The sequence below is a fragment of the Kitasatospora sp. NPDC048407 genome (assembly GCF_043200475.1).
Taxonomy (GTDB): Bacteria; Actinomycetota; Actinomycetes; order Streptomycetales; family Streptomycetaceae; genus Kitasatospora.
The window spans coordinates 120,149-145,636 of the sequence record NZ_JBICXW010000019.1; the positions used below are offsets into that span (position 1 = coordinate 120,149).

General features: G+C 72.3%; 19 protein-coding genes and 1 pseudogene. 9 read left to right on the top strand and 11 right to left on the bottom strand.

Features of this window, described 5'->3' with window-relative positions:
- Positions 1 to 53 precede the first annotated feature (53 nt).
- The 6 genes from ACGFWJ_RS28515 (at position 54) to ACGFWJ_RS28540 (ending at position 5,168) form a co-directional block, all read left to right on the top strand.
- A complete protein-coding gene (locus ACGFWJ_RS28515; protein ID WP_392954727.1) occupies positions 54 to 797 on the top strand; it encodes an SDR family NAD(P)-dependent oxidoreductase in 744 nt (247 codons plus the stop codon).
- A gap of 239 nt (positions 798 to 1,036) precedes the next feature.
- A complete protein-coding gene (locus ACGFWJ_RS28520) occupies positions 1,037 to 1,534 on the top strand; it encodes a 2-oxo-4-hydroxy-4-carboxy-5-ureidoimidazoline decarboxylase (protein WP_392954729.1) in 498 nt (165 codons plus the stop codon).
- Positions 1,535 to 1,752: 218 nt separating this feature from the next.
- Positions 1,753 to 2,133 carry a succinate dehydrogenase, cytochrome b556 subunit gene (gene sdhC / locus ACGFWJ_RS28525; RefSeq protein WP_387644714.1) on the top strand — a complete coding sequence of 127 codons (381 nt, stop codon included), beginning with the start codon at positions 1,753 to 1,755 and terminating at the stop codon, positions 2,131 to 2,133.
- Between the two features lie 5 nt (positions 2,134 to 2,138).
- A complete protein-coding gene (gene sdhD / locus ACGFWJ_RS28530; protein WP_043914353.1) occupies positions 2,139 to 2,627 on the top strand; it encodes a succinate dehydrogenase, hydrophobic membrane anchor protein in 489 nt (162 codons plus the stop codon).
- A gap of 25 nt (positions 2,628 to 2,652) precedes the next feature.
- Positions 2,653 to 4,395, top strand: coding sequence for a succinate dehydrogenase flavoprotein subunit (sdhA, locus tag ACGFWJ_RS28535; RefSeq protein ID WP_392954732.1), 1,743 nt, complete (start codon positions 2,653 to 2,655; stop codon positions 4,393 to 4,395).
- Positions 4,395 to 5,168 (top strand): succinate dehydrogenase iron-sulfur subunit, encoded by a 774-nt coding sequence (locus tag ACGFWJ_RS28540; protein ID WP_387644708.1) that lies wholly within the window; start codon positions 4,395 to 4,397, stop codon positions 5,166 to 5,168. Before sdhA ends, ACGFWJ_RS28540 begins: the two co-directional genes overlap by 1 nt.
- 59 nt (positions 5,169 to 5,227) lie before the next feature.
- Here ACGFWJ_RS28540 and ACGFWJ_RS28545 read toward each other — a convergent pair whose 3' ends face one another.
- The 3 genes from ACGFWJ_RS28545 to ACGFWJ_RS28555 form a co-directional block, all read right to left on the bottom strand.
- Positions 5,228 to 6,571: a hypothetical protein gene (locus ACGFWJ_RS28545; protein WP_392954734.1), complete on the bottom strand. Its 1,344-nt coding sequence runs from the start codon at positions 6,569 to 6,571 to the stop codon at positions 5,228 to 5,230.
- Between the two features lie 169 nt (positions 6,572 to 6,740).
- Positions 6,741 to 8,330 (bottom strand): hypothetical protein, encoded by a 1,590-nt coding sequence (locus tag ACGFWJ_RS28550; protein WP_392954736.1) that lies wholly within the window; start codon positions 8,328 to 8,330, stop codon positions 6,741 to 6,743.
- Between the two features lie 99 nt (positions 8,331 to 8,429).
- On the bottom strand, positions 8,430 to 8,687 hold the full coding sequence (locus ACGFWJ_RS28555) for an SCO4848 family membrane protein (protein ID WP_392954738.1): 258 nt from the start codon (positions 8,685 to 8,687) through the stop codon (positions 8,430 to 8,432).
- A 136-nt stretch (positions 8,688 to 8,823) separates the two neighbouring features.
- Between ACGFWJ_RS28555 and ACGFWJ_RS28560 the strand changes: the two genes are divergently transcribed.
- Positions 8,824 to 10,083, top strand: coding sequence for a D-alanyl-D-alanine carboxypeptidase family protein (locus ACGFWJ_RS28560; protein ID WP_392954740.1), 1,260 nt, complete (start codon positions 8,824 to 8,826; stop codon positions 10,081 to 10,083).
- A 41-nt stretch (positions 10,084 to 10,124) separates the two neighbouring features.
- Here ACGFWJ_RS28560 and ACGFWJ_RS28565 read toward each other — a convergent pair whose 3' ends face one another.
- From ACGFWJ_RS28565 to ACGFWJ_RS28575, 3 genes are all read right to left on the bottom strand, one after another.
- Positions 10,125 to 11,036 (bottom strand): class I SAM-dependent methyltransferase, encoded by a 912-nt coding sequence (locus ACGFWJ_RS28565; RefSeq protein ID WP_387644694.1) that lies wholly within the window; start codon positions 11,034 to 11,036, stop codon positions 10,125 to 10,127.
- Positions 11,037 to 11,130: 94 nt separating this feature from the next.
- A complete protein-coding gene (locus tag ACGFWJ_RS28570; RefSeq protein ID WP_392954742.1) occupies positions 11,131 to 12,075 on the bottom strand; it encodes a YihY/virulence factor BrkB family protein in 945 nt (314 codons plus the stop codon).
- Positions 12,076 to 12,152: 77 nt separating this feature from the next.
- Positions 12,153 to 13,151 (bottom strand): glycosyltransferase family 2 protein, encoded by a 999-nt coding sequence (locus ACGFWJ_RS28575; protein WP_392954744.1) that lies wholly within the window; start codon positions 13,149 to 13,151, stop codon positions 12,153 to 12,155.
- A 143-nt stretch (positions 13,152 to 13,294) separates the two neighbouring features.
- Here ACGFWJ_RS28575 and ACGFWJ_RS28580 point away from each other — a divergent pair, with 143 nt between their 5' ends.
- Together ACGFWJ_RS28580 and ACGFWJ_RS28585 are read left to right on the top strand one after the other, a co-directional pair.
- The gene (locus ACGFWJ_RS28580; protein WP_392954746.1) at positions 13,295 to 16,873 is read left to right on the top strand and encodes a CDP-glycerol glycerophosphotransferase family protein; all 3,579 of its coding nucleotides are present in this window, start codon (positions 13,295 to 13,297) and stop codon (positions 16,871 to 16,873) included.
- Between the two features lie 114 nt (positions 16,874 to 16,987).
- The gene (locus ACGFWJ_RS28585; protein ID WP_392954748.1) at positions 16,988 to 19,402 is read left to right on the top strand and encodes a CDP-glycerol glycerophosphotransferase family protein; all 2,415 of its coding nucleotides are present in this window, start codon (positions 16,988 to 16,990) and stop codon (positions 19,400 to 19,402) included.
- 9 nt (positions 19,403 to 19,411) lie between these two features.
- Here the strand turns inward: ACGFWJ_RS28585 and ACGFWJ_RS28590 are convergent.
- From ACGFWJ_RS28590 to ACGFWJ_RS28610, 5 genes and pseudogenes are all read right to left on the bottom strand, one after another.
- A pseudogene (locus tag ACGFWJ_RS28590) lies at positions 19,412 to 21,157 on the bottom strand (stealth conserved region 3 domain-containing protein); the annotation flags it as partial.
- Between the two features lie 109 nt (positions 21,158 to 21,266).
- Positions 21,267 to 21,824, bottom strand: coding sequence for a 2'-5' RNA ligase family protein (locus ACGFWJ_RS28595; protein WP_392954750.1), 558 nt, complete (start codon positions 21,822 to 21,824; stop codon positions 21,267 to 21,269).
- Positions 21,824 to 22,861: a tryptophan--tRNA ligase gene (trpS, locus tag ACGFWJ_RS28600; protein ID WP_387644679.1), complete on the bottom strand. Its 1,038-nt coding sequence runs from the start codon at positions 22,859 to 22,861 to the stop codon at positions 21,824 to 21,826. The genes ACGFWJ_RS28595 and trpS overlap by 1 nt, the downstream gene beginning before the upstream one ends.
- 29 nt (positions 22,862 to 22,890) lie before the next feature.
- Complete coding sequence (locus tag ACGFWJ_RS28605) at positions 22,891 to 24,204, bottom strand: hemolysin family protein (RefSeq protein ID WP_387644676.1); 1,314 nt, start codon at positions 24,202 to 24,204, stop codon at positions 22,891 to 22,893.
- Positions 24,205 to 24,273: 69 nt separating this feature from the next.
- Complete coding sequence (locus ACGFWJ_RS28610) at positions 24,274 to 25,266, bottom strand: malate dehydrogenase (RefSeq protein WP_387644674.1); 993 nt, start codon at positions 25,264 to 25,266, stop codon at positions 24,274 to 24,276.
- Positions 25,267 to 25,488: the final 222 nt, after the last annotated feature.

A 25,488-nucleotide genomic window follows, 5' to 3' on the forward strand; every position in this document is an offset into this window, starting at 1 on the left:
TCCTTGGGATGATCCCGACACCGAACACCTGGTCGGACCTACGAGGAGTGGACATGAGCGAGCAGAAGGTGGCCGTGGTCACCGGCGCCAGCAGCGGCATCGGGGCGGCGACCGCCCGACGGCTGGCCGCGGACGGTTTCCAGGTGGTGCTGACCGCCCGCCGCACCGAGCGGATCGAGGTGCTGGCGAAGGAGCTGGGCGGCCGCGCCTTCACGCTGGACGTCACCGACCGGGCCGCGGTGGACGCGTTCGCCGCCGAGGTCGGCCGGGTGGACGTGCTGGTGAACAACGCGGGCGGCGCGCTCGGCGCGGACAGCGTCGAGGCCGGCGACCCGGAGGACTGGCGCACCATGTTCGAGGTGAACGTGCTGGGCGTGCTGCACCTGACCCAGGCGCTGCTGCCCGCGCTGCGCGCCACCGGCGACGGCACCGTGCTGATCATGTCCTCGACGGCGGCGCTGGCCGCGTACGAGGGCGGCGGCGGCTACGTGGCGGCCAAGCACGCCGTCCACTCGGTGGCACAGACCCTCCGCCTCGAACTCGTGGGCGAGCCGATCCGGGTGATCGAGATCGCGCCCGGCATGGTGAAGTCGGAGGGCTTCGCGCTGACCCGGTTCCGCGGCGACCAGGCGAAGGCGGACGCGGTGTACGCGGGCGTCGACGCGCCGCTGACCTCGGAGGACGTCGCCGACACCGTCTCCTGGGCGGTGACCCGTCCGGCGCACGTCAACATCGATCTGCTGGTGGTCCGGCCCCGGGCGCAGGCCGCCAACCACAAGGTGCACCGGACCGGCTGAGCGGTTCTGTGTGAACGGGAGCGGCGGCGGGTCACAACTTGATAGCTCGATCGAATGAAATCGGCCCGCCGCCTCCCCAACTGATGAACCCTCAACTACCGTGGAGGCGCTGCCCCGCCGAGCCGTCAAGGCCCCGTGCGGAGGCACTGCCGCACCCCCTCTGTCTCTGCAGCATCCCCCCTTCCCGCCCTCACGAGGAGGATCCGCTGACCAGCGACATCCCGCCGCAGCGTCTCGACGTGCGGACGGACCCGTCCCTCCTGGGACTGCACAGGTTCAACGAAGCCGACTCCGGCGCGGTCGAGGAGGCGCTGCTCGCCTGCTGCGGCAGCCACCGCTGGGCGCTGCGCCTGACCGCCCACCGCCCGTACCCCGACATCGGTTCGCTGCTCGCGGCGGCCAGCGAAGCCAGCTACGACCTGCGCCCGGCGGACCTCGCCGAGGCGCTGGCCGACGAGAGCTGGATGCCGCAGCCGCTGCTCGGCATGCGCGCCCCGGGCAGCCAGGCGGCCCGCACCGCGCTGCGCGCCGCGCACGCCGCGTACGAGGCACGGTTCGGCCACGTCTTCGTGGTCTGCCTGGACGGGGTGGACCAGGAGGAGATGCTGGACGCGGTGCTGACCTCGATCCGCACCCGGCTGGCCAACGATCTGGACGAGGAACGGCTCATCTCGGCCGAGGAGTTGCGCCGGATAGCGCTGACCCGCCTGGAGCACCTGGTGGCGGTCCGGAGCTGACCGCTCCGGACCGGCCGCACGGCGCGACCGGATGGTCGCACAGCGTCAGAGTTCCCGTTCCGATTAGCCCGTGCGTGCCTGATTGATCACAGCAGGGGCCCCGGACGACAGCGGGGCCCGGCGCGTCGATAGGATGCTCGCGGCCGGTGGACCGTATCCGGCCGGGCTGACCGACAGAAAGCCGGCCGAGCCCCCAAACCGCTTCCGGAGGGTTTTCCGTGCCGGCTGGAACGCTGTACCGCGGCCGGGAAGGCATGTGGAGCTGGGTGGCTCACCGAGTCACCGGCGTCCTGATCTTCTTCTTCCTGTTCGCACATGTCCTTGACACCGCCCTGGTGCGGGTGTCGCCCGAGGCGTACGACTCGGTGATCGCCACCTACAAGTTCTGGCTTGTGAACCTGATGGAGTACGGCCTGGTGGCCGCCATCCTGTTCCACGCCCTGAACGGCCTGCGGGTCGTGGCGGTCGACTTCTGGGCCAAGGGCCCGAAGTACCAGAAGCAGATGCTGTGGAGTGTGGTCGGCATCTGGATCGTCCTGATGGGCGGCGCCTTCTACCCCGTTCTGCAGCACACCCTTCGTTCCTGGTTCGGGGGCTGATCCGCATGTCCACTGAGACCAAGGACCTGGTGGTCCCCTCGCTCCAGGCCCACACGGGCCAGGGCCTGGGCACCGGCAACCCGGCCGACGCCTTCGTGGTGGAGCCCGCCCGGGCACGCACGAAGAAGACCCCGCGCCGCACCCGCACCAACTTCGAGATGCTCGCCTGGCTGTTCATGCGCCTGTCGGGTGTCGTCCTGGTGGTGCTGGTCCTCGGCCACCTGCTGATCAACCTGATGCTGGACGGCGGCGTCTCGAAGATCAGCTTCGCCTTCGTGGCGGGCCGCTGGGCCTCGCCGTTCTGGCAGATGTGGGACCTGCTGATGCTGTGGCTGGCGATGCTGCACGGCTCGAACGGCATGCGCACCGTCATCAACGACTACGCGGAGAAGGACGCCACTCGTCTGTGGCTGAAGGGTCTCCTCGGTGTCGCGACCGTCTTCACGGTCGTCCTCGGCACCCTGGTGATCTTCACCTTCGACCCGAACATCTGACGAGCCACCAGAGGCGACTGACCCCATGCAGATTCACCAGTACGACACCGTCATCGTCGGCGCCGGCGGCGCCGGCATGCGCGCGGCCATCGAGTCGACGCAGCGCAGCCGCACCGCGGTCCTGACCAAGCTCTACCCCACCCGGTCGCACACCGGCGCGGCGCAGGGCGGCATGTGTGCCGCCCTCGCCAACGTCGAGGAGGACAACTGGGAGTGGCACACCTTCGACACGGTCAAGGGTGGTGACTACCTGGTCGACCAGGACGCCGCCGAGATCATGTGCAAGGAGGCCATCGACGCGGTCCTCGACCTCGAGAAGATGGGCCTGCCCTTCTCCCGCACCGACCAGGGCCGGATCGACCAGCGCCGCTTCGGCGGTCACTCCCGCAACCACGGCGAGGCCCCGGTCCGCCGGTCCTGCTACGCCGCGGACCGCACCGGTCACATGATCCTGCAGACGCTGTTCCAGAACTGCGTCAAGCACGGTGTGGAGTTCTTCAACGAGTTCTACGTCCTCGACCTGCTGATCAACGAGGGCAAGACCGCCGGTGTGGTGGCCTACGAGCTCGCCACCGGCGAGATCCACGTCTTCCAGGCCAAGGCCGTGGTGTTCGCCTCCGGCGGCACCGGCAAGATGTTCAAGGTCACCTCGAACGCGCACACCCTGACCGGTGACGGCCAGGCCGTGGCGCTGCGCCGTGGCCTGCCGCTGGAGGACATGGAGTTCTTCCAGTTCCACCCGACGGGCATCTGGCGGATGGGCATCCTGCTCACCGAGGGCGCCCGCGGCGAGGGCGGCATCCTGCGCAACAAGGACGGCGAGCGCTTCATGGAGCGCTACGCCCCCGTCATGAAGGACCTCGCGTCCCGTGACGTGTGCTCCCGCGCGATCTACTCGGAGATCCGGGCCGGCCGCGGCTGCGGCCCCGACGGCGACCACGTCTACCTGGACCTGACGCACCTCCCGCCGGAGCAGCTGGACGCCAAGCTGCCGGACATCACCGAGTTCGCGCGCACCTACCTCGGCATCGAGCCCTACACGGACCCGATTCCGATCCAGCCCACCGCGCACTACGCGATGGGCGGCATCCCGACCAACGTCGAGGGTGAGGTCCTGAGCAACAACACCGACATCGTCCCGGGCCTGTACGCCGCGGGCGAGGTCGCGTGCGTGTCGGTGCACGGCGCCAACCGCCTGGGCACCAACTCGCTGCTGGACATCAACGTGTTCGGCCGCCGCGCGGGCATCGCCGCCGCCGCCTACGCCGACAAGCACGACTTCGTCGAGCTGCCGGCGAACCCGGGCGCGCTGGTCGAGGCCATGGTCGAGGGCCTGCGCGAGTCCACCGGCACCGAGTCGGTCGCGCAGATCCGCAAGGAGCTGCAGGAGTCGATGGACACCAACGTGTCCGTCTACCGCACCGGCAAGACGCTGCAGCAGGCCGTCGAGGACGTCGCGGCGCTCAAGGAGCGCTTCAAGAACGTCTCGATCCAGGACAAGGGCTCGCGTTACAACACCGACCTGCTGGAGGCCATCGAGCTGGGCAACCTGCTCGACCTGGCCGAGGTGCTGGTGGTCTCCGCGCTGGCTCGCGAGGAATCCCGCGGCGGTCACTACCGCGAGGACTTCCCGACCCGCGACGACGTGAAGTTCATGCAGCACACCATGGCGTACCGCGAGGTGGCCGAGGACGGCACCACCTCCATCCGCCTCGACTACAAGCCGGTCGTGCAGACCCGCTACCAGCCGATGGAGCGTAAGTACTGATGTCCACTCCGACCGTCGAGAAGCACTCGGCCGCGCTGGACGCGGTCGAGGCGGGCAGCACCAAGCTGGTCAACGTCACCTTCCGGATCCGCCGGTTCAACCCGGAGGAGCACCCGGAGCCGGTGTGGGTGGACTACCAGCTCGAGATGGACCCGAAGGAGCGCGTCCTGGACGCGCTCAACAAGATCAAGTGGGAGCAGGACGGCACGCTCACGTACCGCCGCTCCTGCGCGCACGGCATCTGCGGTTCGGACGCCATGCGGATCAACGGGCGCAACCGGCTGGCGTGCAAGACCCTGATCAAGGACGTCAACCCGGAGAAGCCGATCACGATCGAGGCCATCAAGGGCCTCGCGGTCCTCAAGGACCTGATCGTGGACATGGACCCGTTCTTCCAGGCGTACAAGGACGTCATGCCGTTCCTGATCACCTCGGGGAACGAGCCGACCCGCGAGCGTCTGCAGTCGCAGGCCGACCGCGAGCGCTTCGACGACACCACCAAGTGCATCCTGTGCGCCGCGTGCACCTCCTCGTGCCCGGTGTTCTGGAACGACGGCCAGTACTTCGGCCCGGCGGCGATCGTCAACGCGCACCGCTTCATCTTCGACTCCCGCGACGAGGGCGCCGAGCAGCGCCTGGAGGTCCTCAACGACCGTGAGGGTGTGTGGCGTTGCCGCACCACCTTCAACTGCTCGGAGGCCTGCCCGCGTGGCATCGAGGTCACCAAGGCGATCCAGGAGGTGAAGCGCGCGCTCGTCACGCGTCGCTTCTAGTCCCACGCTGTTCGAAGGGCCCGTCCGGAGTTCGCTCCGGGCGGGCCCTTCGGCGTCGCTCAGGACTCGGGTGCGCGCCTGACGGTGGCCAGGGTGAGCAGCAGCGGGCCGAGGAACAGTGCCACGGCCATCGTCCGGTAGTCCTGCCCGGCGGCGGACGCGGTGAGCGCCAGCTGGGTGCCCAGGACGGCCGCTCCGGCCACCGGGACGAGCGCGGGCAGCCGGTGCCGCCAGGCGTACAGCAGGGCCGCTGCCAGGCCCAGGTACGCCCACAGGGCGCCGCGCCACAGCAGCCAGTCCAGCTGCGGGGCGCGCAGCAGGGTGCGGCTCCAGGCGGCTGCGGAGTGCAGCGGCCGCAGCAGGCCGTGCGAGGACGGGGACGGGTCCGGCACCTCGGTGGCGGCGTGCGGGCCGCCGGTGCCCGCCCACACCGCCCAGGCGAGGCGGCCTCGGCAGAGCCGGGCGTCCAGCACCCGGTCCGGGTGGTCGCGCAGCAACTTCCGCCATTCCCTGGCCAGTTCGTCCTGCTCGCGGCGGGCGGCTGCGGTGTCCCAGCGGTCGGTGAGGGCGGCGGTCGCCGAGCAGTCCGCGCCGGCCGCGTCCCAGTCGGCGGCCGGGGCGAGCGCCGTCAGCGCCCGGTCCTCGCGGCCGGGGTCGCGGTGCTGGGCGAGCGCCAGGTCTGCGGCGCGCAGCGGGTGCAGGTCCCCGGCGCGGACCGTCGGGTGGCCGAGCAGCGCGAGGGCGATCGGCACGGCCAGCGCGAGGGCGGTGAGCAGCGCGAGCCGACCCCGTACCCGGGGCAGCGCCGGCAGCAGCACCAGGGCGGCGATCAGCGCGGTGCCCGCGCCCCGGGGGCCGGTCAGGGCGAGCAGCGCGATGGCCGAGAACAGTACGGCCAGATCCAGCCGCTGCGCCGGTCCGCCCCGGTGCAGCGTCCCCTCCGCCCGCCGGGCGAGCAGCCGCAGGCCCGCCGCGGTGAGCAGCAACGCCCCTGCGGTGGACGGCACTTCGGGGCTGAGCGAGACCACCAGGCTGCCGGTCGGCGGCAGCGCGGCCAGCGCCACCGCCACCGGCCCCGACCAGCGGCCGCGCACCCCGAACCGGGCCAGCGCGGCCACCAGGTGCCCGAGCGCGAACGCCACCACCACGGTCTGCGCCAGCGTCGCCCCCGCCGGGTGCAGGACCCGCACGGCGGCGTCGTACAGCGGCGCCCCGCCGCCCGTGGCGGTGCCGGTGAACGCCGGGTACCCGGCCGCCCACCACAGCAGCAGCACCGCCTGACAGGCCGCCGCCACCGCGAACGGCAGCCGCAGCCGGGACTTGGCGCGCCGGTGCCGGCGTTCCCGTTCCTGGCGCTGCGCCCACTCGGGGCGGGCGTCGCCGAGGGTGGTGCTGGTGCTCATCGCGGAGCCTCCCACATCCCCTGCTCCCCGGCCCGGCCACCGGCCCCTCGCCGCCCATCCGCCCGGGAGTCGTGCCGGGCAGGCTAGCAGCCGGATTCGGCCACCTCCAGGGGTCCGGACACGCCAAAGGCCCGCACCGACCGTGGCCGGAACGGGTCCTGACGCTCCATCAGGCCAGAACGCCCAGGTCCTTCGGGCTGCCCACGCCCTTGAACGTCACCAGGTGCCGCTCGGCGGTGACGGCGTACAGGTCGGCCTGTCCGTCCCCGTCCAAGTCGCCGGAGCTGCCCAGGGTCGGGTACTCGGCCACCGGGAAGGTGCCGATCACGGTGCCGCCGGCCGGGTCGGCGAACGTGGCGAAGTCATAGGTTCCGCTGGCGAGCTTCGGCGCGGTGTACGCACGCAGGGTGCCGGTGGCCTGCTCGCGGGACCACAGCACGAGGCTGCCGTTCGCGTCGGGGCCGGGGGCGATCAGGTCGTAGCCGTTCCACAGGCCGGTGGTGGTGAGCCGGGTGGCGTCGTTGGGCTGGGACGGGTCGTTGATCAGCCACAGGTCGCCGTGCTCGACGTCCATCAGGGTGACGCTGTCGGGGTGCGTCCAGTCGCTCGACCCCAGCGCGACCAGCTGCTGCACCTCGGAGTAGCTGTGCAGCATGTCGGCCGGGCAGACCGCCGGGTCGAACAGGGTGGTGACGCAGCTGGTGGGGTGCGACCGCAGCGTCGCCGGGTGGATTCCGAGCGGAAGCTCGCCCTGGTTGAGGTACTGGTACAGGTAGCCGGTGTTGCCGGCGCTCACGTCCCGGACGTAGATCGTGTCGGCCATGAGCGGGCCCCCGCCCTTGTGGACGACCTGCAGGTCGGTCCATCTGCCGCCGACGGGCGCCCACCTAGCCGGCACCACGGCGCTCGGGGCGGTGCTGTCGGCGTTGCCGCTGATCACCAGCAGGTTGCCCTGCGAGTCGGGCAGCAGGATGTCGGGGACGCCGTCGTTGTCGACGTCGCCGAGCGCGTGCGGCGGGTTCGGGTTCGACCGTGCGTAGAAGCTGTAGGTGAGGGTCGCGGAGACCAAGCCGGCTCCGTCGACGGCCTCGACGCGCAGGTCGTAGTTGCCCCAGTCGGCGGTCTTGAGGGTCACCGAGGCGGTGCCGTCGGGCCCGGCCGCGACGGTGCCCGCCACCGGGCGGCTGCTCGGGGGGCCCTTCAGCACGTACTGGAAGCCGGCCACGCCGGAGCCTGCGTCCGTCGCGGAGAAGGTGAAGACGCCCTTCTCACCCGCGTACTTGCCACCGCCGGCCGCCGGGAAGTCCGTGGAGGCCACGGCGAGGCCGGTGGGTGCGGCGGTGTCGACGCCGAAGCGGCAGGTCTCGGTGGGCTCGCCGGAGCCCGGCTGGTACTCGGGCCAGACCTGCCAGGTGTAGCCGGGGCCGTCGGCGAGGCCGGTGACGGTGACCTGGACGCTGCCGTCGGCGGCGGTGGCGGAGGTGCCGTCGAAGACCTTCGTGCCGGTGGCGTCCCACACCTTGAAGCGGGCGGAAGGCGCGGTGGTGTGCGCGGTGAGCACCGGGTCGGCGGTGGTGACCCAGCCGGGCGTGCCGGTGGCCCAGCAGCCGTCACCGGTCAGGGTCGGCGTCGCCCGGACGCTCGGGCCGGTGACCTTGGCGCCGGGCACCGCCTGCGCGGCGGGCGCGGCGAACAGTCCGGCCGCGAGGACGGTGGTGGCGCAGGCCGCGAGCAGCCGCGGAGAGGTGGTGCGGGACATCGGGATTCCCCCCCAGGAAACGATGCGCGGACGATCGATCGATCGCCCAGCCGCGCATCCTGGCAGCCCCAAGATCCGCCCGCAAGGGTGCGTCGGGCGCTACTCCGCGACGGCCGGCTTGCGCAGCGCGCGCAGGCCGCGGACGCCGATCCAGCCGATGGCGAGGCCGAGCGTCAGGGAGGTGACGGCGAGCAGCAGGTGGACCCAGAAGAAGGCGGTCGGCTGCCCGTGGTCGCCGTTCACGAAGGCCTGGCCGCCGGAGTCCTTCCAGAGGTTCTTGGCGAACGTGGTCCAGATGAAGATCGACCAGACGCCGAAGGCGGTGAGGAACCAGGAGACCGGGCGGCTGAGCTTCATGACGGGTCCTTCGCGGCAGACGGGTGGCCCGTCCAGTATGCGTGGCCCGCCGAACGGAGCAGCGGGCGGTACTCGTTCGTGGCGTCGGGGCCGACTTCGACGGCGGGGCGGCGGAGGGGCGGGTTAGCTTCCGTGAATGCAGACAATCCGCCGGATCGTCCACGGTTCGTCCGCGGCCGCGCTGGTGCTGCTCCCGGTCGGCCCGCCGGCCGCGCGTGCCGTGACGCCCGGCGACGCCCCGCCGCCGCCCGTGGTGGGCGGTGACCGGCTGGGCGCGGCGGGCGTGCAGGTCGCGCCGGGCGCGGGGGCGCCGGCGCTGCCGTCCGGTCTGACCGGGAAGTCCTGGGTGGTGGCGGACGCGGACAGCGGCGCGGTGCTGGCCGCGTTCAACGCGCACGCGCAGCTGCCGCCGGCGTCCACCCTGAAGATGCTGTTCGCGGACACCGTGCTGCCGCGCTTCCCGGCGGACGAGGTGCACCGGGTGGGCTGGACGGAGTTGCAGGGGATGGGCGCGGGCAGCAGCCTGGTCGGCATCAAGGAGGACCTGGACTACAAGGTCGAGGACCTGTGGCGCGGGGTGTTCCTGTCCTCCGGCAACGACGCGGTGCACGTGCTGGCGAGCATGAACGGCGGGGTGGCGAAGACCGTCACCGACATGCAGGCCCGCGCGGACCAGTTGCAGGCCCGCGACACCCACGTGGTCAGCCCGGACGGCTACGACATGGACGGGCAGGTCACCTCGGCGTACGACCTGACGCTGTTCGCCCGGGCGGGCCTGCGCAACGAGGAGTTCCGCGGGTACTGCGGCACCCGCTGGGCGCAGTTTCCCGGCGCGTTCGACAAGAACGGGCAGCGCGGCAGTTTCGGCATCGCCAACACCGACCGGCTGCTCGGCAAGTACCCGGGGCTGATCGGCGTGAAGAACGGTTACACCACCAACGCGGGCGCGACCTACACGGGCGCCGCGGTGCGCGGCGGCCGCACCATGCTGGTGACGGTGATGCACCCGGACAGCAGCCCGAAGGTGTACGACGAGGCGGCGGCGCTGCTGGACTGGGGCTTCGCCGCAGCCGGCAAGGTCACCCCGGTGGGTGCGCTGGCCGAGGACCAGGCGCCGGCGGAGGCGTCGGCCCGGCCGGTCACCGAGGCCCCGTCCGCACCGGCCGCGCCGTCCACCGCGCCGCCGGCGAAGCCGTCCGCCGCACCGGACGCGAAGCGGGCCGACCCGGTGCGGGCCGCGCACACCGCGGCGGACGGTCCGGGCGCGGCGACCTGGACGGCGGTCGGCCTGTGCGCGGCGGTGGCGGCGTCCGGGATGCTGCGGCTGCGCGCGCTGCGCCGCCGGGCCGCCCTGCGGGAGGCCCGGTCCGGCGGCAGACCGTCCGAGTGGCGTTAGGTCCTAGTGCCGCAACAGGCAACCTTTGCCCCGTCGCGGCACTAATCGGACTTGCGGGCGCGGCCGGCGGCCAGGGCGCGGCGGACGGCGCGGGTGGCGACCGGGGGGATCACGTCGAGCGCGACCCGGCGGGCGAGCGAGCGCTGGGAGCTCGGACGGGCGGGCGCGGACGGGCTGCCGGCCTGTGCTCCGGCCGCGGTCTCCGGGCGGCCGTCGGCGCCGTCCCAGGCGAGGCGGTGGCAGATCTGCCCGGCGAGGTGTTCCTCGTCGAGGCGGAAGCCTTCGCCGCGCCAGTCGCGGGCGAGCAGGTCGGCGCGGACGGCGTCCGCGTCGCCCCAGGTGCCGTAGAACTTCTCGGGGGTGAGCAGTACCGGCTTCAGGCCGAGGGTGAACACGGCCTCCCAGACGGCGGCGTGCACGCCGGGGGTGTGCGGGGCGCGGTAGTCGTCGAGGGAGACGATGCCGTTGCCGGCCAGGGCGTCGCGGGCCACCAGGATGTCGCCGGCGACGTGCTCGTACAGGTGCGAGGCGTCGATGTGGACGAAGCGGCAGCTGTCGGCGGTGATCCGGCCGTCGGCGAGTACCGAGGTGGGGGCCTGCACGATCGTCGGGAGTTCGGCGTGGAAGGCCAGGTAGTTGGTCTCGAAGGCGCGCCGGGTGAGGGTCGAGCGGTAGGACATCGACATCTCGGCGGAGTTCTCGTCGTCGGGCGCGTCCATGTCGAACAGGTCGCAGACGGTGAACTTCTCCCCGGGGCGCAGGTGGTCGCCGAGCAGGATCGCGGAGCGGCCCAGGTAGGCGCCCATCTCCAGCAGGTCGCCGGTGACTCCGGCCTCGCTCTGGCGGCTGAGCAGCCAGGCGAAGACCTCACGGTCGACGCGGAAGAACCACCCGGGGACGTCGTCGGGGGTGGCGGGAACGGGCGGAGCGGCGGTGGTGTCGGTGAGTGACACACGGCCTCCTGGGAAGCGGCCGGAACGCGAGGACGCACCGGCGGAACGGTCGGCCGGGGGAACGGCCACGCTGTGGTTGTGACCGGGATCATAGTCAGTTGTCCGGATGTCGGACAGGGGGTGAACCAGGCGTTTCACCGGCCCGTTCCAGCGCCGCCTCGGCCTGTCGGACGGCCCGCCGGCGGGCGGCCTCCGGGTCCGCGAGTGCCGTCCAGGCCGCGCAGTACATCAGCAGTCTGGACACGAAGTTGATCCACAGCAGCAGTGCCACGGGTACCCCGAACGCCCCGTAGAGGCTGCGGCCGGCAACCGAACCCAGGTACGAAGAAAGTGCCAACTTGAGCAGTTCGAAACCGACCGCGCCGATCAGCGCCCCCTGGAGCAGGGCCCGGCGGCGCTGGACGACGATCCGCGGGAACGGGCCGAGCAGGTAGACGAACAGCAGCAGATCGGCACAGACGGCGATCAGGAAGCCGAGCCCGGCCAGCAGCCAGCGGGCGGCCCCGCCGTCCAGGCCCAGCCAGTCGGCCAGCCGGTGCGCGAGCGTGGTGGCGACCGCGGACGCGGCCAGCGAGGCGAGGCAGACCAGACCGAGCCCGAGCAGCACCACGCTGTCCCGGATTTTCACCTGAACGAGGTTCCCGGCGTCGTCGGGCAGCCGCCACACCGTGCGCACGGCGCCGCGCATGGTGTCCACCCAGCCGAGGCCGGAGGCCAGCAGCAGGGCGCCGGAGAGCAGGCCGACGGTGCCGGCGTTGGCGACCATCGCGTTCAGGTCGAGCGCGTCGGCCAGGCCCGGGAGCTGCTCGGTGATCTTCTCCTGGAGCTGGTGCACCCGGGAGTCGGAGAGCGTGGCCAGGGCGATCGCCAGGGCCACGGTGAGCAGCGGGAACAGCGCCAGGAAGCCGAAGAAGGTGACCGCCCCGGCGAGCCGATTGCCGTCCACGTCGGCGAACAGCCGGTAGACCAGGTACGGGCGGCTGCGCATGACCCGGGCCACCAGTGGACCGATCAGGGGCAGGCCGGCAGGGAAGTCCATCCTCCGCTGTATACCGGCCGCGCGCTCCCACGTCCGGGTGACGCGCCGTCGTCCGGACGGCTCAGTGGCTCGGCCGCTCAGCGGCGCACCGCGCGGCGGGCCTTGGCCAGCACCCGCAGGCTCTGGAAGCCCAGGTAGCTGCCGCGGCTGAGCAGTTCGCCGCGGACGCCCTCCGGTCCGGCGGGCGGCCGGTAGCCGGCCGGGCGGTGCCGGGCGCAGTGCTCGGCGGCGCGGCGGAAGAACTCGCGGCGGTCGGCGGCGGGGACACGTCCGGGCTTGGTGACCACGGTGGCGAGGTGGCCGAGCATCATCCGGTAGATGACCGGCCGCCAGCGCTCCAGGTCGGGGCGGGCGTCGAGGAAGGCGAACACCCGGTCGTACTGCTCGAAGACGTCGAAGTGCTTGCGGGAGGCGGTGGCGAGGATGTTGCCGCCCTCGCGGCGCTGCCGGTAGTGCACGCCGACCTGGTCGAGCAGGGTGATGGACTCGGCGGCGAGCAGCGCCGGGTAGGTCCAGGGGGTGTCCTCGTAGTACCCGGGCGGGAAGGTCAGGCCCTGCTGCTGGACGAATTCGCGGCGGTAGGCCTTGTTCCACACCACCTGGAGCAGGTCGAGCAGGTCGCGGCGCTCGTCCAGGGTGAAGGTGTCGGCGCCGGGCTTGGCGAACACGGGGGCGGAGGCGGAGCGCACCACGCGGCCGTCCCAGTAGCTGCGGGCGTAGTCGTACACCAGCAGGTCGGGATCGCCGGTGGCGCGGAGCCGGGCGTCGGTGGCGGCCAGCAGGTCGGGGGTGAGGGTGTCGTCGCTGTCCAGGAACAACAGGTAGTCACCGGTGGCGAGTTCCATTCCGGCGTTCCGGGCGAGGCCGAGGCCGACGTTCTGCTCCAGGTGACGGACCGTCACCCGCTTGTCCCGGTAGGCGACTTCGTCGAGGATCGCGCCGCAGCCGTCGGGCGAGCGGTCGTCGACGGCGATCAGTTCGAAATCGGTGAAGGTCTGTCCGAGGACGGACTCCAGGCAGGCGGGGAGGTACTCCTCGACGGCGTGGACGGGCACGATCACGCTGAACCGCGGCATCTCTTCACTCTCCTCACCTGGCCTGGCCAGGCGCAGACTAGCAAGCCCGGAGAGGTAGGATCGCGGCTGGTGCCGGTCCGGGTTTCGACACATCTGCCGGGCCCACCCGGCAGCACTCCCTGAGGAAAGGCTCTGCGCTCCCGATGGCCCCCCGTCTGTCCGTCGTCGTCCCGATCTACAACGTCGAGCGCTATCTCGAGGAGTGCCTCGACTCGATCGCCGCCCAGACCTTCGACGACTTCGAATGCGTCATGGTCGACGACGGCTCCAAGGACTCCAGCGCCGACATCGCCAAGGCCTACGCCGCGAAGGACTCGCGCTTCCGGCTGGTCCAGCAGGTGAACAAGGGCCTCGGTGCGGCGCGCAACACCGGCTACCGCCACATCTCCGAGGGCACCGAGTTCCTCGCGTTCGTCGACAGCGACGACACCATGCCGCCGTCCGCGTACGAGCTGATGATCGGCACGCTGGACGAGACCGGCTCGGACTTCTGCACCGGCAACGTGCTGCGTTTCCGCGCCGTCGGCCACTACCAGTCGGGCGGCCACCGCAAGCCGTTCGCGGCCACCCGGCTGCGCACCCACATCACCGAGATCCCGGCGCTGGTCACCGACCGCACCGCGTGGAACAAGGTGTACCGCCGCTCGTTCTTCGACCAGGCGGGCGTGCTCTACCCCGAGGGCATCCTGTACGAGGACGCCCCGGTCAGCGTGCCGCACCACTACCTGGCCCGCCGGGTGGACGTGCTCGCCGAGCCGATCTACCACTGGCGCGAGCGGGAGGTCGGCGAGATGTCGATCACCCAGATGAAGACCAACCCCAAGGGCGTCATCGACCGGGTCAAGTCGATGGAGCTGGTCCGCGACTGGCTGGGCAAGCAGAGCGACCCGAAGTTCCGCAAGTACCTGCACTTCTACGACGAGAACAACCTCGTCGAGGAGATCCCGATGTTCTTCGGCTCGGTGCTGGAGGGCGACCCGGAGTACAACGCCGCCTACCTGGAGTCCGTCGGCCGCCTGCTCCGTGCCATCGGCCCGGACCAGGTCCGCAAGCTGCGCGCCCCGCTGAAGCTCAAGTACCACCTGACCCTGCAGGGCCGGCTCGCCGAGCTGATCGAGCAGCTGCGCTTCGAGAAGGACAGCAACGGCGCCGCCCCGGCCCGCGGCCTGCTCCGCCCGTACGCCGACTACCCGTTCCTGCGCGGCGGCCGCAAGAGCGTCCCCGCGGACGTGCTGCGGCTGAGCAACGCCCTGGTGATGCGCTCCCGGGTGTACGAGGCCCGCTGGTCCGGCGGCCGGCTCCAGCTGACCGGGCACGCCTTCCCCGAGCACCTGGGCGCCGAGAACAAGCACGACATGGTCAAGGCGCTGGTGCTGCGCGAGGCCAAGGGCCGTCGCGTGGTGGCGGTGCCGACCCGGGCCGAGTTCAGCCCGGAGGCCACCGCCAGCTCGCCGCACGACCTGTACAGCTGCGACTGGGCGGGCTTCTCCGCCACCATCGACCCGCAGCGGCTCAAGCACCGCGGCGAGTGGAAGGACGGCTCCTGGCGGGTGCTGGTGGCCGGCGCCGGCAAGGGCGGCGTCTACAAGGGCCGGGTGTCGGTCGGCTGGCACGACCGCGCCGAGTACGCGCCCGTGCACTGGGTCGAGGACGACGTCCGGGTGGTGCCGTGGCAGCGTGACGGCCACCTGCTGCTGCGGGTGGAGCGGGTGCGCGCCCGCGCCACCTCGGTGTCCGCCGAGGGCGGCACCCTCGAACTGCGCGGCCTGGTCCGCTCCGGCGCCGACCTGGCCGGCGCGGAACTGCGGCTGAAGCACGTCGAGTCCGAGCGCGACGTGTTCGTCCCGCTGGACCTGGGCGTCCCGGCCGGCCGCGACCTGCCGTTCACCGCGCACGTCCGGGTCGCCAAGCTGACCGCCGTCCGCGAGGCCTGGAACGCCCTCGACCCGACCGCGGAGAAGCGCACCCGCGACCGCTGGGACCTCGAACTCAAGCTCACCGACGGCACCGGCCTGCCGGTCGTCCTGGACGACCGCCGCGCCCCCGTCAGCCTGCACCTGCCGATCGGCGACGGCGCCCGCGCGCTGTACGCCAAGCCCTCCCCCAGCGGCTACCTGCAGCTGTGCGACCAGGTGCTGCAGCCGGTCGTCGAGGAGATCACCCGGGCCAAGGGCGGCGAGGGCTTCGTGCTCAGCGGCTCCTTCCCGCTGCCCGGCACCCACCGCTACGAACTGGTGATCCTGCACGCCAAGCGCCGCGAGGAGCACGCCTACCCGGTGGAGATCGCCGACGGCCGCTTCCGGGCCGCGCTGCCCGCCGTGCCGAACGCGTCCTTCGCCGGCGAGGTCCCGCTGCACAAGGGCACCTGGACGGTGCTGTTCCGCCCGGTCGGCGCCCCCGTCGACAGCGAGTGGCCGGCCGCGGTGCTCGCCGCGTCCACCTTCGACACCCTGCCGCTGGAGCTGGAGGCCCGCGGCAAGCGGGTCACCCTGGAGCGCCGCGTCTACGACAGCCTGTCGCTGGACTCCCCCGACGCGCTTTCCCCCGCCGAACGCAGCGGCTACCGCCAGCGGCAGCTGCGCCACGCGTACACCGAGGGCCAGCGCCGTCCGCTCACCGACACCGTGCTCTACCACACCGTCCGCGAGGACTGGTGGGCCGCCGACGGCGGCCTGTACGCGGACTCGCCGCGCGCCGTGCACGAGGAACTGGTCCGCCGCGGCCTGCCGCTGCGCCACCTGTGGACCTCCGTCGACCTGCAGGCCGAGCTGCCGCAGACCGCCGAGTGCGTCCGGCACCGCTCCCCCGAGTGGTTCGAGGCGCTGTCCACCGCCAAGTACATCGTCACCTCCACCCACCTGCCGACGTACTTCCGCCGCCGCCCCGGCCAGGTCGTCCTGCAGACCTGGCAGGGCAGCCCGCTGAAGCGGATCGGCACCGACTTCGAAAAGGTCTGGTTCACCGACTCCGGCTACCTCGAGCACCTCAAGGAGGAGGTGCCGCAGTGGAGCCTGCTGGTGGCGGGCAGCCGCTGGGCCGCGCCCGTGCTGCGCCGCGCCTTCGACTTCCAGGGCACGCTGCTGGAGACCGGCTACCCGCGCAACGACCTGCTCTTCGCCCCCGACCGGGAGAAGACCGCCGAGCGGGTCCGCGAGCAGCTCGGCCTGCCCGAGGGCAAGCAGGTGGTGCTCTACGCACCCACCTACCGCGAGGACCGTCGCCTGCCCGACGGCGGCTACCAGCTCAACCTGCAGCTCGACCTCGAAGCGGCCCGCACCGCCCTCGGCGACGACCAGGTCCTGCTGGTCCGCGCCCACGAGGTCGTCCGCGGCCGCCTCCCCGAGGCCGGCAACGGCTACGTCTGGGACGTCAGCACCTACCCCGACATGGCGGAGCTCCTGCTGGTCGCCGACGTGCTCGTCACCGACTACTCCTCCTCGGTGTTCGACTTCATGAACACCGGCCGTCCGGTGCTGTTCTTCACCTACGACCTGGAGCACTACCGCGACAACCTGCGCGGCTTCAGCCTCGACCTGGAGAACAAGGCCCCGGGCCCGCTGCTCACCACCTCCGCCGAGGTGGTCGCCGCGCTCGGCAACCTGCCGGAGGTCACCGCCGAGTACGCCGACAAGTACGCGGCGTTCCGCGAGGCGTACTGCGACCTGGACGACGGCGGTGCCGCCGGACGGGTGACGGACGCGCTGCTCGCCGAAGGCAAGTGAGCGGGAACAGCCCCGGGAAAAACGAATATCGTATGTAAATAAATCAATTCCCCTCCTTTTTTAACAAAGGGGGGGAATTGACTTTCCCCGGCATTGTGCACTGGGATATCGGGAATGTCCCACCTCGTACGGCGCCCCACCACCGCCCGGCCCGCGCGCCCCACCGAACCGGCCGCCGCCGCCGCCGCGCTGCGCCGCGCCGTCTGGGAGGGCGGCGAACTCGTCCTGACCGGCGAGGGCCTGCTCCTCGACGCACCCGGCGAACGCCCCGGGCAGACCCGCATCGTGCTGGAACTGCACCCCACCGACCGGAGCCGGCGCCCGCTGCGGCTGCGCACCGTCCCGCACTACCTGCCCGAGGCGACCGACGACAGCGCGCAGACCCGGCACAGCCTCGACTGGACCGGGTTCACCGCCCGCCTCGACCCGGTGCTGCTGCACGCCCCCGCGCTGCGGCCGGTCCCCGGCTGGCGGGTCGAAGCGGTGGTCGGCAGCGGCCCGCGCCGGGCCCGCGCCCCGCTGGCCGGCCACTGGTGCGGCAGCGGCGAGTACCCGCCCGCCGGATGGACCGGCCCGGCGCTCCAACTGGTGCCGACCGTCGAGGACGGCGCGCTGAATCTGACGGTGCGCCCGGCCCGCGCCCGGGTCGACTCCTGCCGCTCCCGCCCCGACGGCTTCGAACTGCGCGGCACCGCCACCGGCACCAGCGGGGCCCTGGTCCTGCGGCACCGCGACACCGGCGCCGTCGTGCAGAGCCTGGTGCACTGGCAGGGCCACGAGTTCACCGCCTTCGCCGGCACCCTCCCGCGTCTCGCCGAGGGCCACTGGGAGCCCTCGCTGACACTCCCCGACGGCGACGCCCCGCTCGTCCTGCGCCACCCTCCCACCGGCAGCTGCCAGCTGCCGATGCCCGCCGGCCAGGTGCTGTACGCCAAGCAACTCGCCGACGACCGACTGCAGTTCTGCGTCCAGCCGGGCGAACCGCTGATCGACCGGATCACCCCCGCCGACGGCGGCTTCGACCTGGCCGGCGAGTTCCCCGGCCGCCCGGACGCCCCACTGGAGCTGGTGCTGCGACACTGCGGCGACGGCCGGGAACGGCGCACGGCCGTCCACCCCGCCGACGGCGACCGCTTCACCGTACGGCTGCCGCTCACCCCCGACGGGCCGGACGGCGTGCCCCGCCCGCTCGGCAAAGGCATCTGGGAGGCCCTGCTGTCCCCCGTCGGCCCCGGGCGGCACCCCGGCCACCCGCTGCGGCTGCACCCGGCCGTACTGCCACTGCTCCCGGCCCCGGGCCGGGCCGGCGACAAGTCCTTCCTGCTGCAGCGCCGCTGGCACGACACCCTGATCGTGGACAGCCTCCCGGTACTCGCCGCCCTCGAACGCAGCGCCCTGAGCCAGCACCGGCTGCGCACCGGGAGCTACCCCGCCGCCCGCCGCCGCCCGCTGCGCGACGCCGTGCTGTACGACGTCTTCGGTGGCCGCGGCTACGCCTGCAACCCGCGCGCCGTGCACGCCGAACTGGCCCGCCGGAAGCTCCCGTTGGAACACCTGTGGGTGATCGACGACGGCCAGGAGCAGCCGCCCGGGCCGGTCCGTACGGTCCGCCAGTGGAGCCCCGAGTGGTACGAGGCGCTCGCCACCTGCCGCTACCTGGTCGGCAACACGCACTTCCCGGACTTCCTGCACCGCCGCGACGGCCAGGTGGTGGTCCAGCTGTGGCACGGCACCCCGCTGAAGCGGATCGGCCACCGCATGCCGGAGAACCGCACCACCGCCGACGGCTACCTGGAACGGCTGGACCGCGAGGTGCGGCAGTGGAGCCTGCTGCTGTCGCCCAGCCCGTTCGCCACCCCGGAGCTGGTCGCCTCCTTCGGCCACCGCGGCGAGGTGCTGGAGGGCGGATACCCGCGCAACGACCGGCTGGTCCGGCCCGACCCGGACGAGGTGGCCGCCGTCCGCCGCCGGCTGCGGGTGCCGCCCGACCGCCGGGTGGTGCTGTACGCACCGACCTGGCGGGACGACCGGCGCGGCCCCGGCGACCGCTTCGAGGTGGACCTCCAGCTCGACCTGGCCGCCGCCCGGGCCGCCCTCGGCCACGACCACGTGCTGCTGCTGCGCCCGCACGTGCACTGCGGCGGCGCGCTGCCGAACGACGACTTCGTCCGCGACGTCGCCGACTACCCGGACGTCCAGGACCTGCTGCTGATCGCCGACGTGCTGGTCACCGACTACTCCTCGGTGATGTTCGACTTCGCGGTGACCGGCCGTCCGATGCTGTTCTTCACCTACGACCTGGAGCACTACCGCGACCGGCTGCGCGGCTTCACCTTCGACTTCGAGGCCCAGGCCCCGGGCCCGTTGCTGACCGGCTCCGATCAGGTGGTGGCCGCGCTACGCGACCTCGACCCGGCGCGGTACCGGGAGAGCTATCGCGCGTTCCGCGAGCGGTTCTGCCCGCTGGACGACGGCGCGGCGGCGGTCCGGCTGGTCGACCGGATGCTCGCCCTCGGCGCCGCCGGCTGAGTCGGCGGGCAGCTCGTAGGGGCCGGGCACCGGGAAGTACGCGGCCAGGAACGCGGCCATCGCCCGGTCCTGCTCCTCCGCGGGGCTGCCGTCGCCGGTCCCGTCGGCCAGACAGAACGCCAGCAGGTCGCGTTCGTCGAGCAGCCGGGCCATCCGGTCCCGGTCCTCGACGCAGTCCACCGCCAGGTACCCGTGGGCGAGGGCGCCGTCGACCGCGGCGCCGCGCAGCAGCGCGTGGTACAGCGCCAGGGTGACGGGGGCGACGTCGGTGGCGGAGCGGAACGCCGAGCTGCCGGTGGCCTCCAGCTCGGTCCGCCAGCGCCGCGCGGAGTCCTCCAGCAGGGTGCGCCGCAGCGCGTACGGGACGTGCGCGAGCACCCGGGTGAAGGCCCGGCCGTGGTCGCGTTCCAGCGCCCGCCGGGTGTTCTGCTGGGCGGCCGTGTAGACATCGGCGGTGCCGGCCCCGGCGGACGGCGGGACGATCCGGGTGTCGCGGAAGACCCTGGGCAGCCCGTTGCCGAGGAAGAAGTGCTCGGGGCGGACCGGCCCGCCGAGGAACATGTCGTCGTTGAAGTACAGGAAGTGCTCGGCCAGGCCGGGGATCCGGTGCAGTCCGGTCTCGATCGCGTGCGAGTTGAACACCGGCCCGCCGTCCAGCAGTTCGCGGTGCGACACCACGGTCAGCCCGGGCACCGAGGTGTCCAGCCAGGACGGCGTCTGGTCGTCGGTGAGCAGGAAGATCCGCCGGATCCAGGGGGCGTACATGGCGATCGAGCGCAGGCAGTGGCGCAGTTCGTCGCGGTTGCGGTAGCGGTGGTCGCCGTCGTCGTGGTCGGTGTCGTCGGCGGACGGCGCGGCGTCTCCGTACAGCCGGGCGCGGGCGGCGTCGCGGCGTTCGCGCCAGGCGGGGTCGCGGTCGTCGACCCAGGTGATCACGGCGTCCACCGGGAAGCGGACGTCCTCGGGCAGGGCGTGCAGGAACGGTTCCGCGACGGGGTAGTCGTGGCCGCCGACCCGGACGGTGCCGGCCACCTCCAGCGAGGGCAGCCACCAGCCGAACGGGGTCTCGTCGATCGAGGCGACGGCGCCGCGCGCCGAGCCGTCGGTGTCCCAGAACTCCAGGTCGCAGCCGTAGTCCTCGCCGTAGTAAAGGGTGCGGGTGCCGGTCACCACCGGCCGGAACAGGCGCACACCTTTGACCCGCTCGGGCAGCTCGCCGGGCTCCACCGGGTCGGTCGCGCCGTCCGGTGCTTCGCCCGTGTCCTGCGCGGTCTCCTCCGCCGGCGGCGGCAGTTCGTGCTCCGCGACGGCCTGCGGCAGCTCCTCGGCGAGCACCGTGCGGTGCACACTGCCGTGGCCGAGCAGCGCGGCGTACACGGGGGCGCCGCGGAAGGTGTCGGCGATGATGTCCAGCACCCGGTCCCGGCCGCCGGGGGGAACGGCCAGCCGGTGGCGCGGGCCGCGGTCGGGGATCAGCGTGTAGCGCACGTCCGCGGCGTCCAGCGCCTCGGCGGCGGCGGTCAGGTTGGCCTGGTGGGCCTGCGGGGCGAGCAGGTCGTCACGGAGCTCGGCCAGCCGGTCGTGGTGCCGCACCAGCCGGCGGTCGGCGGCCAGCAGCTCGTCCTCGCGAACCCGCTGCGGGTCCGGCGGCGGGGCCGGGACAGCTGCGGGAACGGGCGCCGGCAGGACGCCGAGCCGGCGGAGCACCCGGCCCGCAAAACGCCGCGCCAGTTTCCGCATCGACCTGCCAGCCATTCTTCTCCCGCTCCGCGATGGTCCGATTCGACGGTAACAACGGAGAAAGCCCGGGTGAAGGAATGGCAAAGGACTCCCAGACAACTCCAGGAATCCCCGGCCGAAACGCTCAGGATCGACCGAACGCGTAGCTGCGCCACGGCCGCCACACGGCGTCGGCGCCGAACGTCGAGAGGACGAATTCGGTGACGTCGAAGACCGCGCGGAAGGTGCGGGCCTGTTCGTGGGCCTGGTCGAGGACGGGGTCGGGGAGGCCGTGGGCGACGGTGACGTGGGGGTGGTAGGGGAAGGCGAGTTCGCGGGCCAGGGGGCCGGAACGGACTTCGGCTTCCAGGGCGCGGCACTCCTGGGCGCCCTCCTCGACCCGGACGAAGACCACGGGGGAGACCGGGCGGAAGGTTCCGCTGCCCTGGAGGAGCATCCGGAACGGGCGGTGGGCGGCGGCCACCGAGCGCAGGTGGTGTTCGATGCCGGGGAGCCGGTCGGCGCTGGTCTCGGTGGGGGGCAGCAGGGTGACGTGGGTGGGTATCGACCGGGCCTGCGGGTCGCCGTGGCCGGCCCGGGCGTCCTGCACCTGGCTGCCGTACGGTTCCGGGACGTGTATGGACACGCCGATGGTGACGGTCTCGGGGAGACCGTCACCATCGGGGGCGGCAGCCGTCGGCATCAGCGCTTCGGCGCCAGGAAGCCGACGCGGTCGTACACCTCGGCGAGCGTCTCGGACGCCACCGCGCGGGCCTTCTCGGCGCCGAGCGCGAGCACCCGGTCCAGCTCGGCCGGGTCGTCCAGGTAGCCCTGGACGCGGGTCTGGAACGGGGTGACCCAGTCGGTGAACAGGTCGGCCAGTTCGGTCTTCAGGGCGCCGTACATCTTGCCGTCGAAGTGCGCGACCAGCTGCTCGATGCTCATCCCGCTGAGCGCGGAGTGGATGCGCAGCAGGTTGGAGACGCCGGGCTTGCCGGCCTCGTCGTAGGTGACGACGGTGTCGGTGTCGGTGACGGCGCTCTTGAACTTCTTGGCGCTGGTCTTCGGCGGGTCGAGCAGGCTGATCAGGCCCTTGTCGCTGACCGCGGACTTGCTCATCTTCGCCGCCGGGTCCTGCAGGTCCTGGATCTTGGCGGTGGCCTTCAGGATGTACGGCTCGGGGACGGTGAAGGTCTTGCCGTAGCGGGTGTTGAAGCGCTCCGCGAGGTCGCGGGTGAGCTCCAGGTGCTGGCGCTGGTCCTCGCCGACCGGGACGGTCTGGGTCTGGTAGAGCAGGACGTCGGCGACCATCAGCACGGGGTAGGTGAACAGGCCGACGGTGGTGCGGTCGGCGCCCTGCTTGAGGGACTTGTCCTTGAACTGCGTCATCCGGGAGGCCTCGCCGAAGCCGGTGAGGCAGTTCATCACCCAGGCCAGCTGCGCGTGCTCGGGCACCTGGGACTGCACGAACAGGGTGCAGCGCTCCGGGTCGAGGCCGGCGCCGAGGAGCTGCGCGACGGAGACCCGGGTGTTCTGCCGCAGCGTCGCCGGATCCTGCTCGACGGTGATCGCGTGCAGGTCGACGACCATGTAGAAGGCGTCGTTGGCCTCCTGCATGTCGACCCACTGACGCACCGCGCCGAGGTAGTTGCCCAGGTGGAATGAGCCTGAGGTGGGCTGGATGCCGGAGAGCACCCGGGGACGGTCCTTCACCGGACCGGTGACCGCTGCGTTGACCATGCGCCCATTGTTCCAGTTCCCCGGGCCGCTCAGGAAACGTCCTGAGCACCCGGGTTGGGCAGTGTGACGGCACTCACCCGCAGCCGTTCGATCCGGCGCCCGTCGAGGCGGGCGACGGTGAGCCGGGCGCCGGACTCGGTGAGCACCTGGTCGCCCTTCTGCGGCAGCCGGCCGAGCTCGCGCACCACGAAGCCGGCGACCGTCTCGTACGGGCCCTCGGGGAGGGTGAAGCCGGTCTCCTCGGCGAAGTCGGCGAGATTGAGCAGGCCGTCGAGTTCGACGCCGCCGCCGGCCAGCCGGCGGGTCGCCGTGGTGTCCTGGGCGTCGTACTCGTCGCGGATCTCGCCGATCACCTCCTCGACCAGGTCCTCCAGGGTGACGATGCCGGCGGTGCCGCCGTACTCGTCGACCACGATGGCCAGGTGGTGGCCCTCGCGGCGCATCTCGCTCATCGCCTCCAGCACCCGCTTGGTGGCGGGCAGCAGCTTGACGGGTCGGGCCAGGTCGCGGACCCGGGCGGCCTGCTCGCCGCGCACCCCGTACAGGTCGCGGACGTGCACGAAGCCGGTGACGGCGTCGTAGGAGCCCTCCACCACCGGGTAGCGGGAGTGCGGGGAGGAGTCGGTCTCGGACCGCACCTCGCGCACCAGCCGGTCGGCGTCCAGGAAGGTCACCTCGGTGCGCGGCACCATCACCTCGCGCAGCTGGCGCTCCCCCGCCGCGAACACCTCGTTGATCAACTCGCGTTCGTCCGAGCCGAGTTCGGTGTTGGCGGCGACCAGGCCGCGGAGTTCCTCGGGGCTCATCACGCCGCGGCCGGCGGACGGGTCGCCGCCCAGCAGGCGCACCATCAGGTTGGTGGAGTGGCCGAGCAGCCAGATCACCGGGCGCAGCGCCACCGACATCACGTCCACCACCGGGGCGGCCAGCAGGGCGATCGACTCGGCGCGCTGCAGACCGATCCGCTTGGGCGTCAACTCGCCCAGCACCAGGGAGGCGTAGGAGATCACCAGGGTCAGGCCGACCAGCGCCACCGCGTCCGCGACGCCGTCCGAGAGGCCTGCCTTCACGAACACCGGGGCGAGCTTGCCGGCCAGCGTGTCGGCGCCGAACGCCGCCGACAGGAAGCCCATGCACGTCACGCCGACCTGCACGGCGGCCAGGAACCGGTTCGGATCGGCCGCCAGGTGCGCGGCCCGGGCGGCGCGGCGCGAGCCGGCCGACTCCAGGGTGCGGATCTGCCCCTCGCGCAGCGAGATCAGCGCGATCTCGGCGACGTTGAACAGACCGCCCAGCATGATGAACACCAGGACGAGCGCGGCGTCCTGCAGGGTTTCGCTCACGGCCCGAGTGTAGGAGAACGGCCGGGCGCCCCGTGGGCACCCGGCCGTTCACACGCGGCGGAGCGGCGCTCAGATGAGGCCGAGCTCCTTGACCGCGTCGCGCTCCTCGGCGAGCTCCTGGACGGAGGCGTCGATCCGGGCGCGGTCGAACTCGGAGAGGTCCAGGCCCTGGACGATCTCGAACTTGCCGTCCTTGGTGGTGACCGGGAACGAGGAGATCAGGCCCTCCGGCACGCCGTACGAGCCGTCGGAGACGATGCCCATCGAGGTCCAGTCGCCGGCCGGGGTGCCGTTGACCCAGGTGTGGACGTGGTCGATGGCGGCGTTCGCGGCCGAGGCGGCCGAGGACGCGCCGCGGACCTCGATGATCTCGGCGCCGCGCTTGGCGACCTTGGGGATGAAGAAGTTCTCCACCCACTCCTGGTCGGCGCCGACGGCGTCGAACGCGGACTTGCCGGAGATCTCGGCGTGGAACAGGTCCGGGTACTGGGAGGCGGAGTGGTTGCCCCAGATGGTGACCTTCTTGATGTCCTCGACCGTCACGCCGGCCTTCTTCGCCAGCTGGGCGACGGCGCGGTTGTGGTCCAGGCGGGTCATCGCGGTGAAGCGCTCGGCCGGAACGTCCGGGGCGTTGCGCTGGGCGATCAGGGCGTTGGTGTTGGCCGGGTTGCCGACCACCAGGACCTTGATGTCGTCCGCGGCGTTGTCGTTGATCGCCTTGCCCTGCGGGCCGAAGATGCCGCCGTTGGCGGACAGCAGGTCGGCACGCTCCATGCCCGCGGTGCGCGGACGGGCGCCGACCAGCAGCGCGACGTTGGCGCCGTCGAACGCGACGTTCGCCTGGTCGGTGATGGTGATGTCACGCAGCAGCGGGAACGCGCAGTCGTCCAGCTCCATGGCGACACCCTCGGCGGCCTTCACGCCCTGCGGGATCTCCAGCAGGCGCAGGTTCACCGGCACGTCGGCACCCAGCAGGTGACCGGAGGCGATGCGGAAGAGCAGCGCGTAGCCGATCTGGCCGGCCGCTCCGGTAACGGTGACGTTGACGGGGGTGCGAGTCATATCTACCTTCTCCAGCTGTCGCCAGGCGCCCCAGGCACATCGGCGCCGGAGCCGAGGATGATCTCTCGATGTCGAGAGACCCGAGACAGGCTATCGCGAAGGCAGGTGGCTGGGAAAACAGGGGCGGGGGGGGGGGGGGGGGGGGGGGGGGGGGGGGGGGGGGGGGGGGGGGGGGGGGGGGGCGGCGGCGGCCGCCCCCCCCCCGCGGGGCGGCCGGGGCGC

Coding starts and splice junctions, on each gene's coding strand:
- ACGFWJ_RS28575 (WP_392954744.1), bottom strand. CDS start 13,151: ATGCCGCGGTTCAGCGTGATCGTGCCCGTCCACGCCGTCGAGGAGTAC.
- ACGFWJ_RS28610 (WP_387644674.1), bottom strand. CDS start 25,266: ATGACTCGCACCCCCGTCAACGTCACCGTTACCGGAGCGGCCGGCCAG.
- ACGFWJ_RS28515 (WP_392954727.1), top strand. CDS start 54: ATGAGCGAGCAGAAGGTGGCCGTGGTCACCGGCGCCAGCAGCGGCATC.
- ACGFWJ_RS28580 (WP_392954746.1), top strand. CDS start 13,295: ATGGCCCCCCGTCTGTCCGTCGTCGTCCCGATCTACAACGTCGAGCGC.
- ACGFWJ_RS28570 (WP_392954742.1), bottom strand. CDS start 12,075: ATGGACTTCCCTGCCGGCCTGCCCCTGATCGGTCCACTGGTGGCCCGG.
- trpS (WP_387644679.1), bottom strand. CDS start 22,861: ATGGTCAACGCAGCGGTCACCGGTCCGGTGAAGGACCGTCCCCGGGTG.
- sdhD (WP_043914353.1), top strand. CDS start 2,139: ATGTCCACTGAGACCAAGGACCTGGTGGTCCCCTCGCTCCAGGCCCAC.
- sdhA (WP_392954732.1), top strand. CDS start 2,653: ATGCAGATTCACCAGTACGACACCGTCATCGTCGGCGCCGGCGGCGCC.
- ACGFWJ_RS28555 (WP_392954738.1), bottom strand. CDS start 8,687: ATGAAGCTCAGCCGCCCGGTCTCCTGGTTCCTCACCGCCTTCGGCGTC.
- ACGFWJ_RS28560 (WP_392954740.1), top strand. CDS start 8,824: ATGCAGACAATCCGCCGGATCGTCCACGGTTCGTCCGCGGCCGCGCTG.
- ACGFWJ_RS28545 (WP_392954734.1), bottom strand. CDS start 6,571: ATGAGCACCAGCACCACCCTCGGCGACGCCCGCCCCGAGTGGGCGCAG.
- ACGFWJ_RS28540 (WP_387644708.1), top strand. CDS start 4,395: ATGTCCACTCCGACCGTCGAGAAGCACTCGGCCGCGCTGGACGCGGTC.
- ACGFWJ_RS28550 (WP_392954736.1), bottom strand. CDS start 8,330: ATGTCCCGCACCACCTCTCCGCGGCTGCTCGCGGCCTGCGCCACCACC.
- ACGFWJ_RS28585 (WP_392954748.1), top strand. CDS start 16,988: ATGTCCCACCTCGTACGGCGCCCCACCACCGCCCGGCCCGCGCGCCCC.
- ACGFWJ_RS28595 (WP_392954750.1), bottom strand. CDS start 21,824: ATGCCGACGGCTGCCGCCCCCGATGGTGACGGTCTCCCCGAGACCGTC.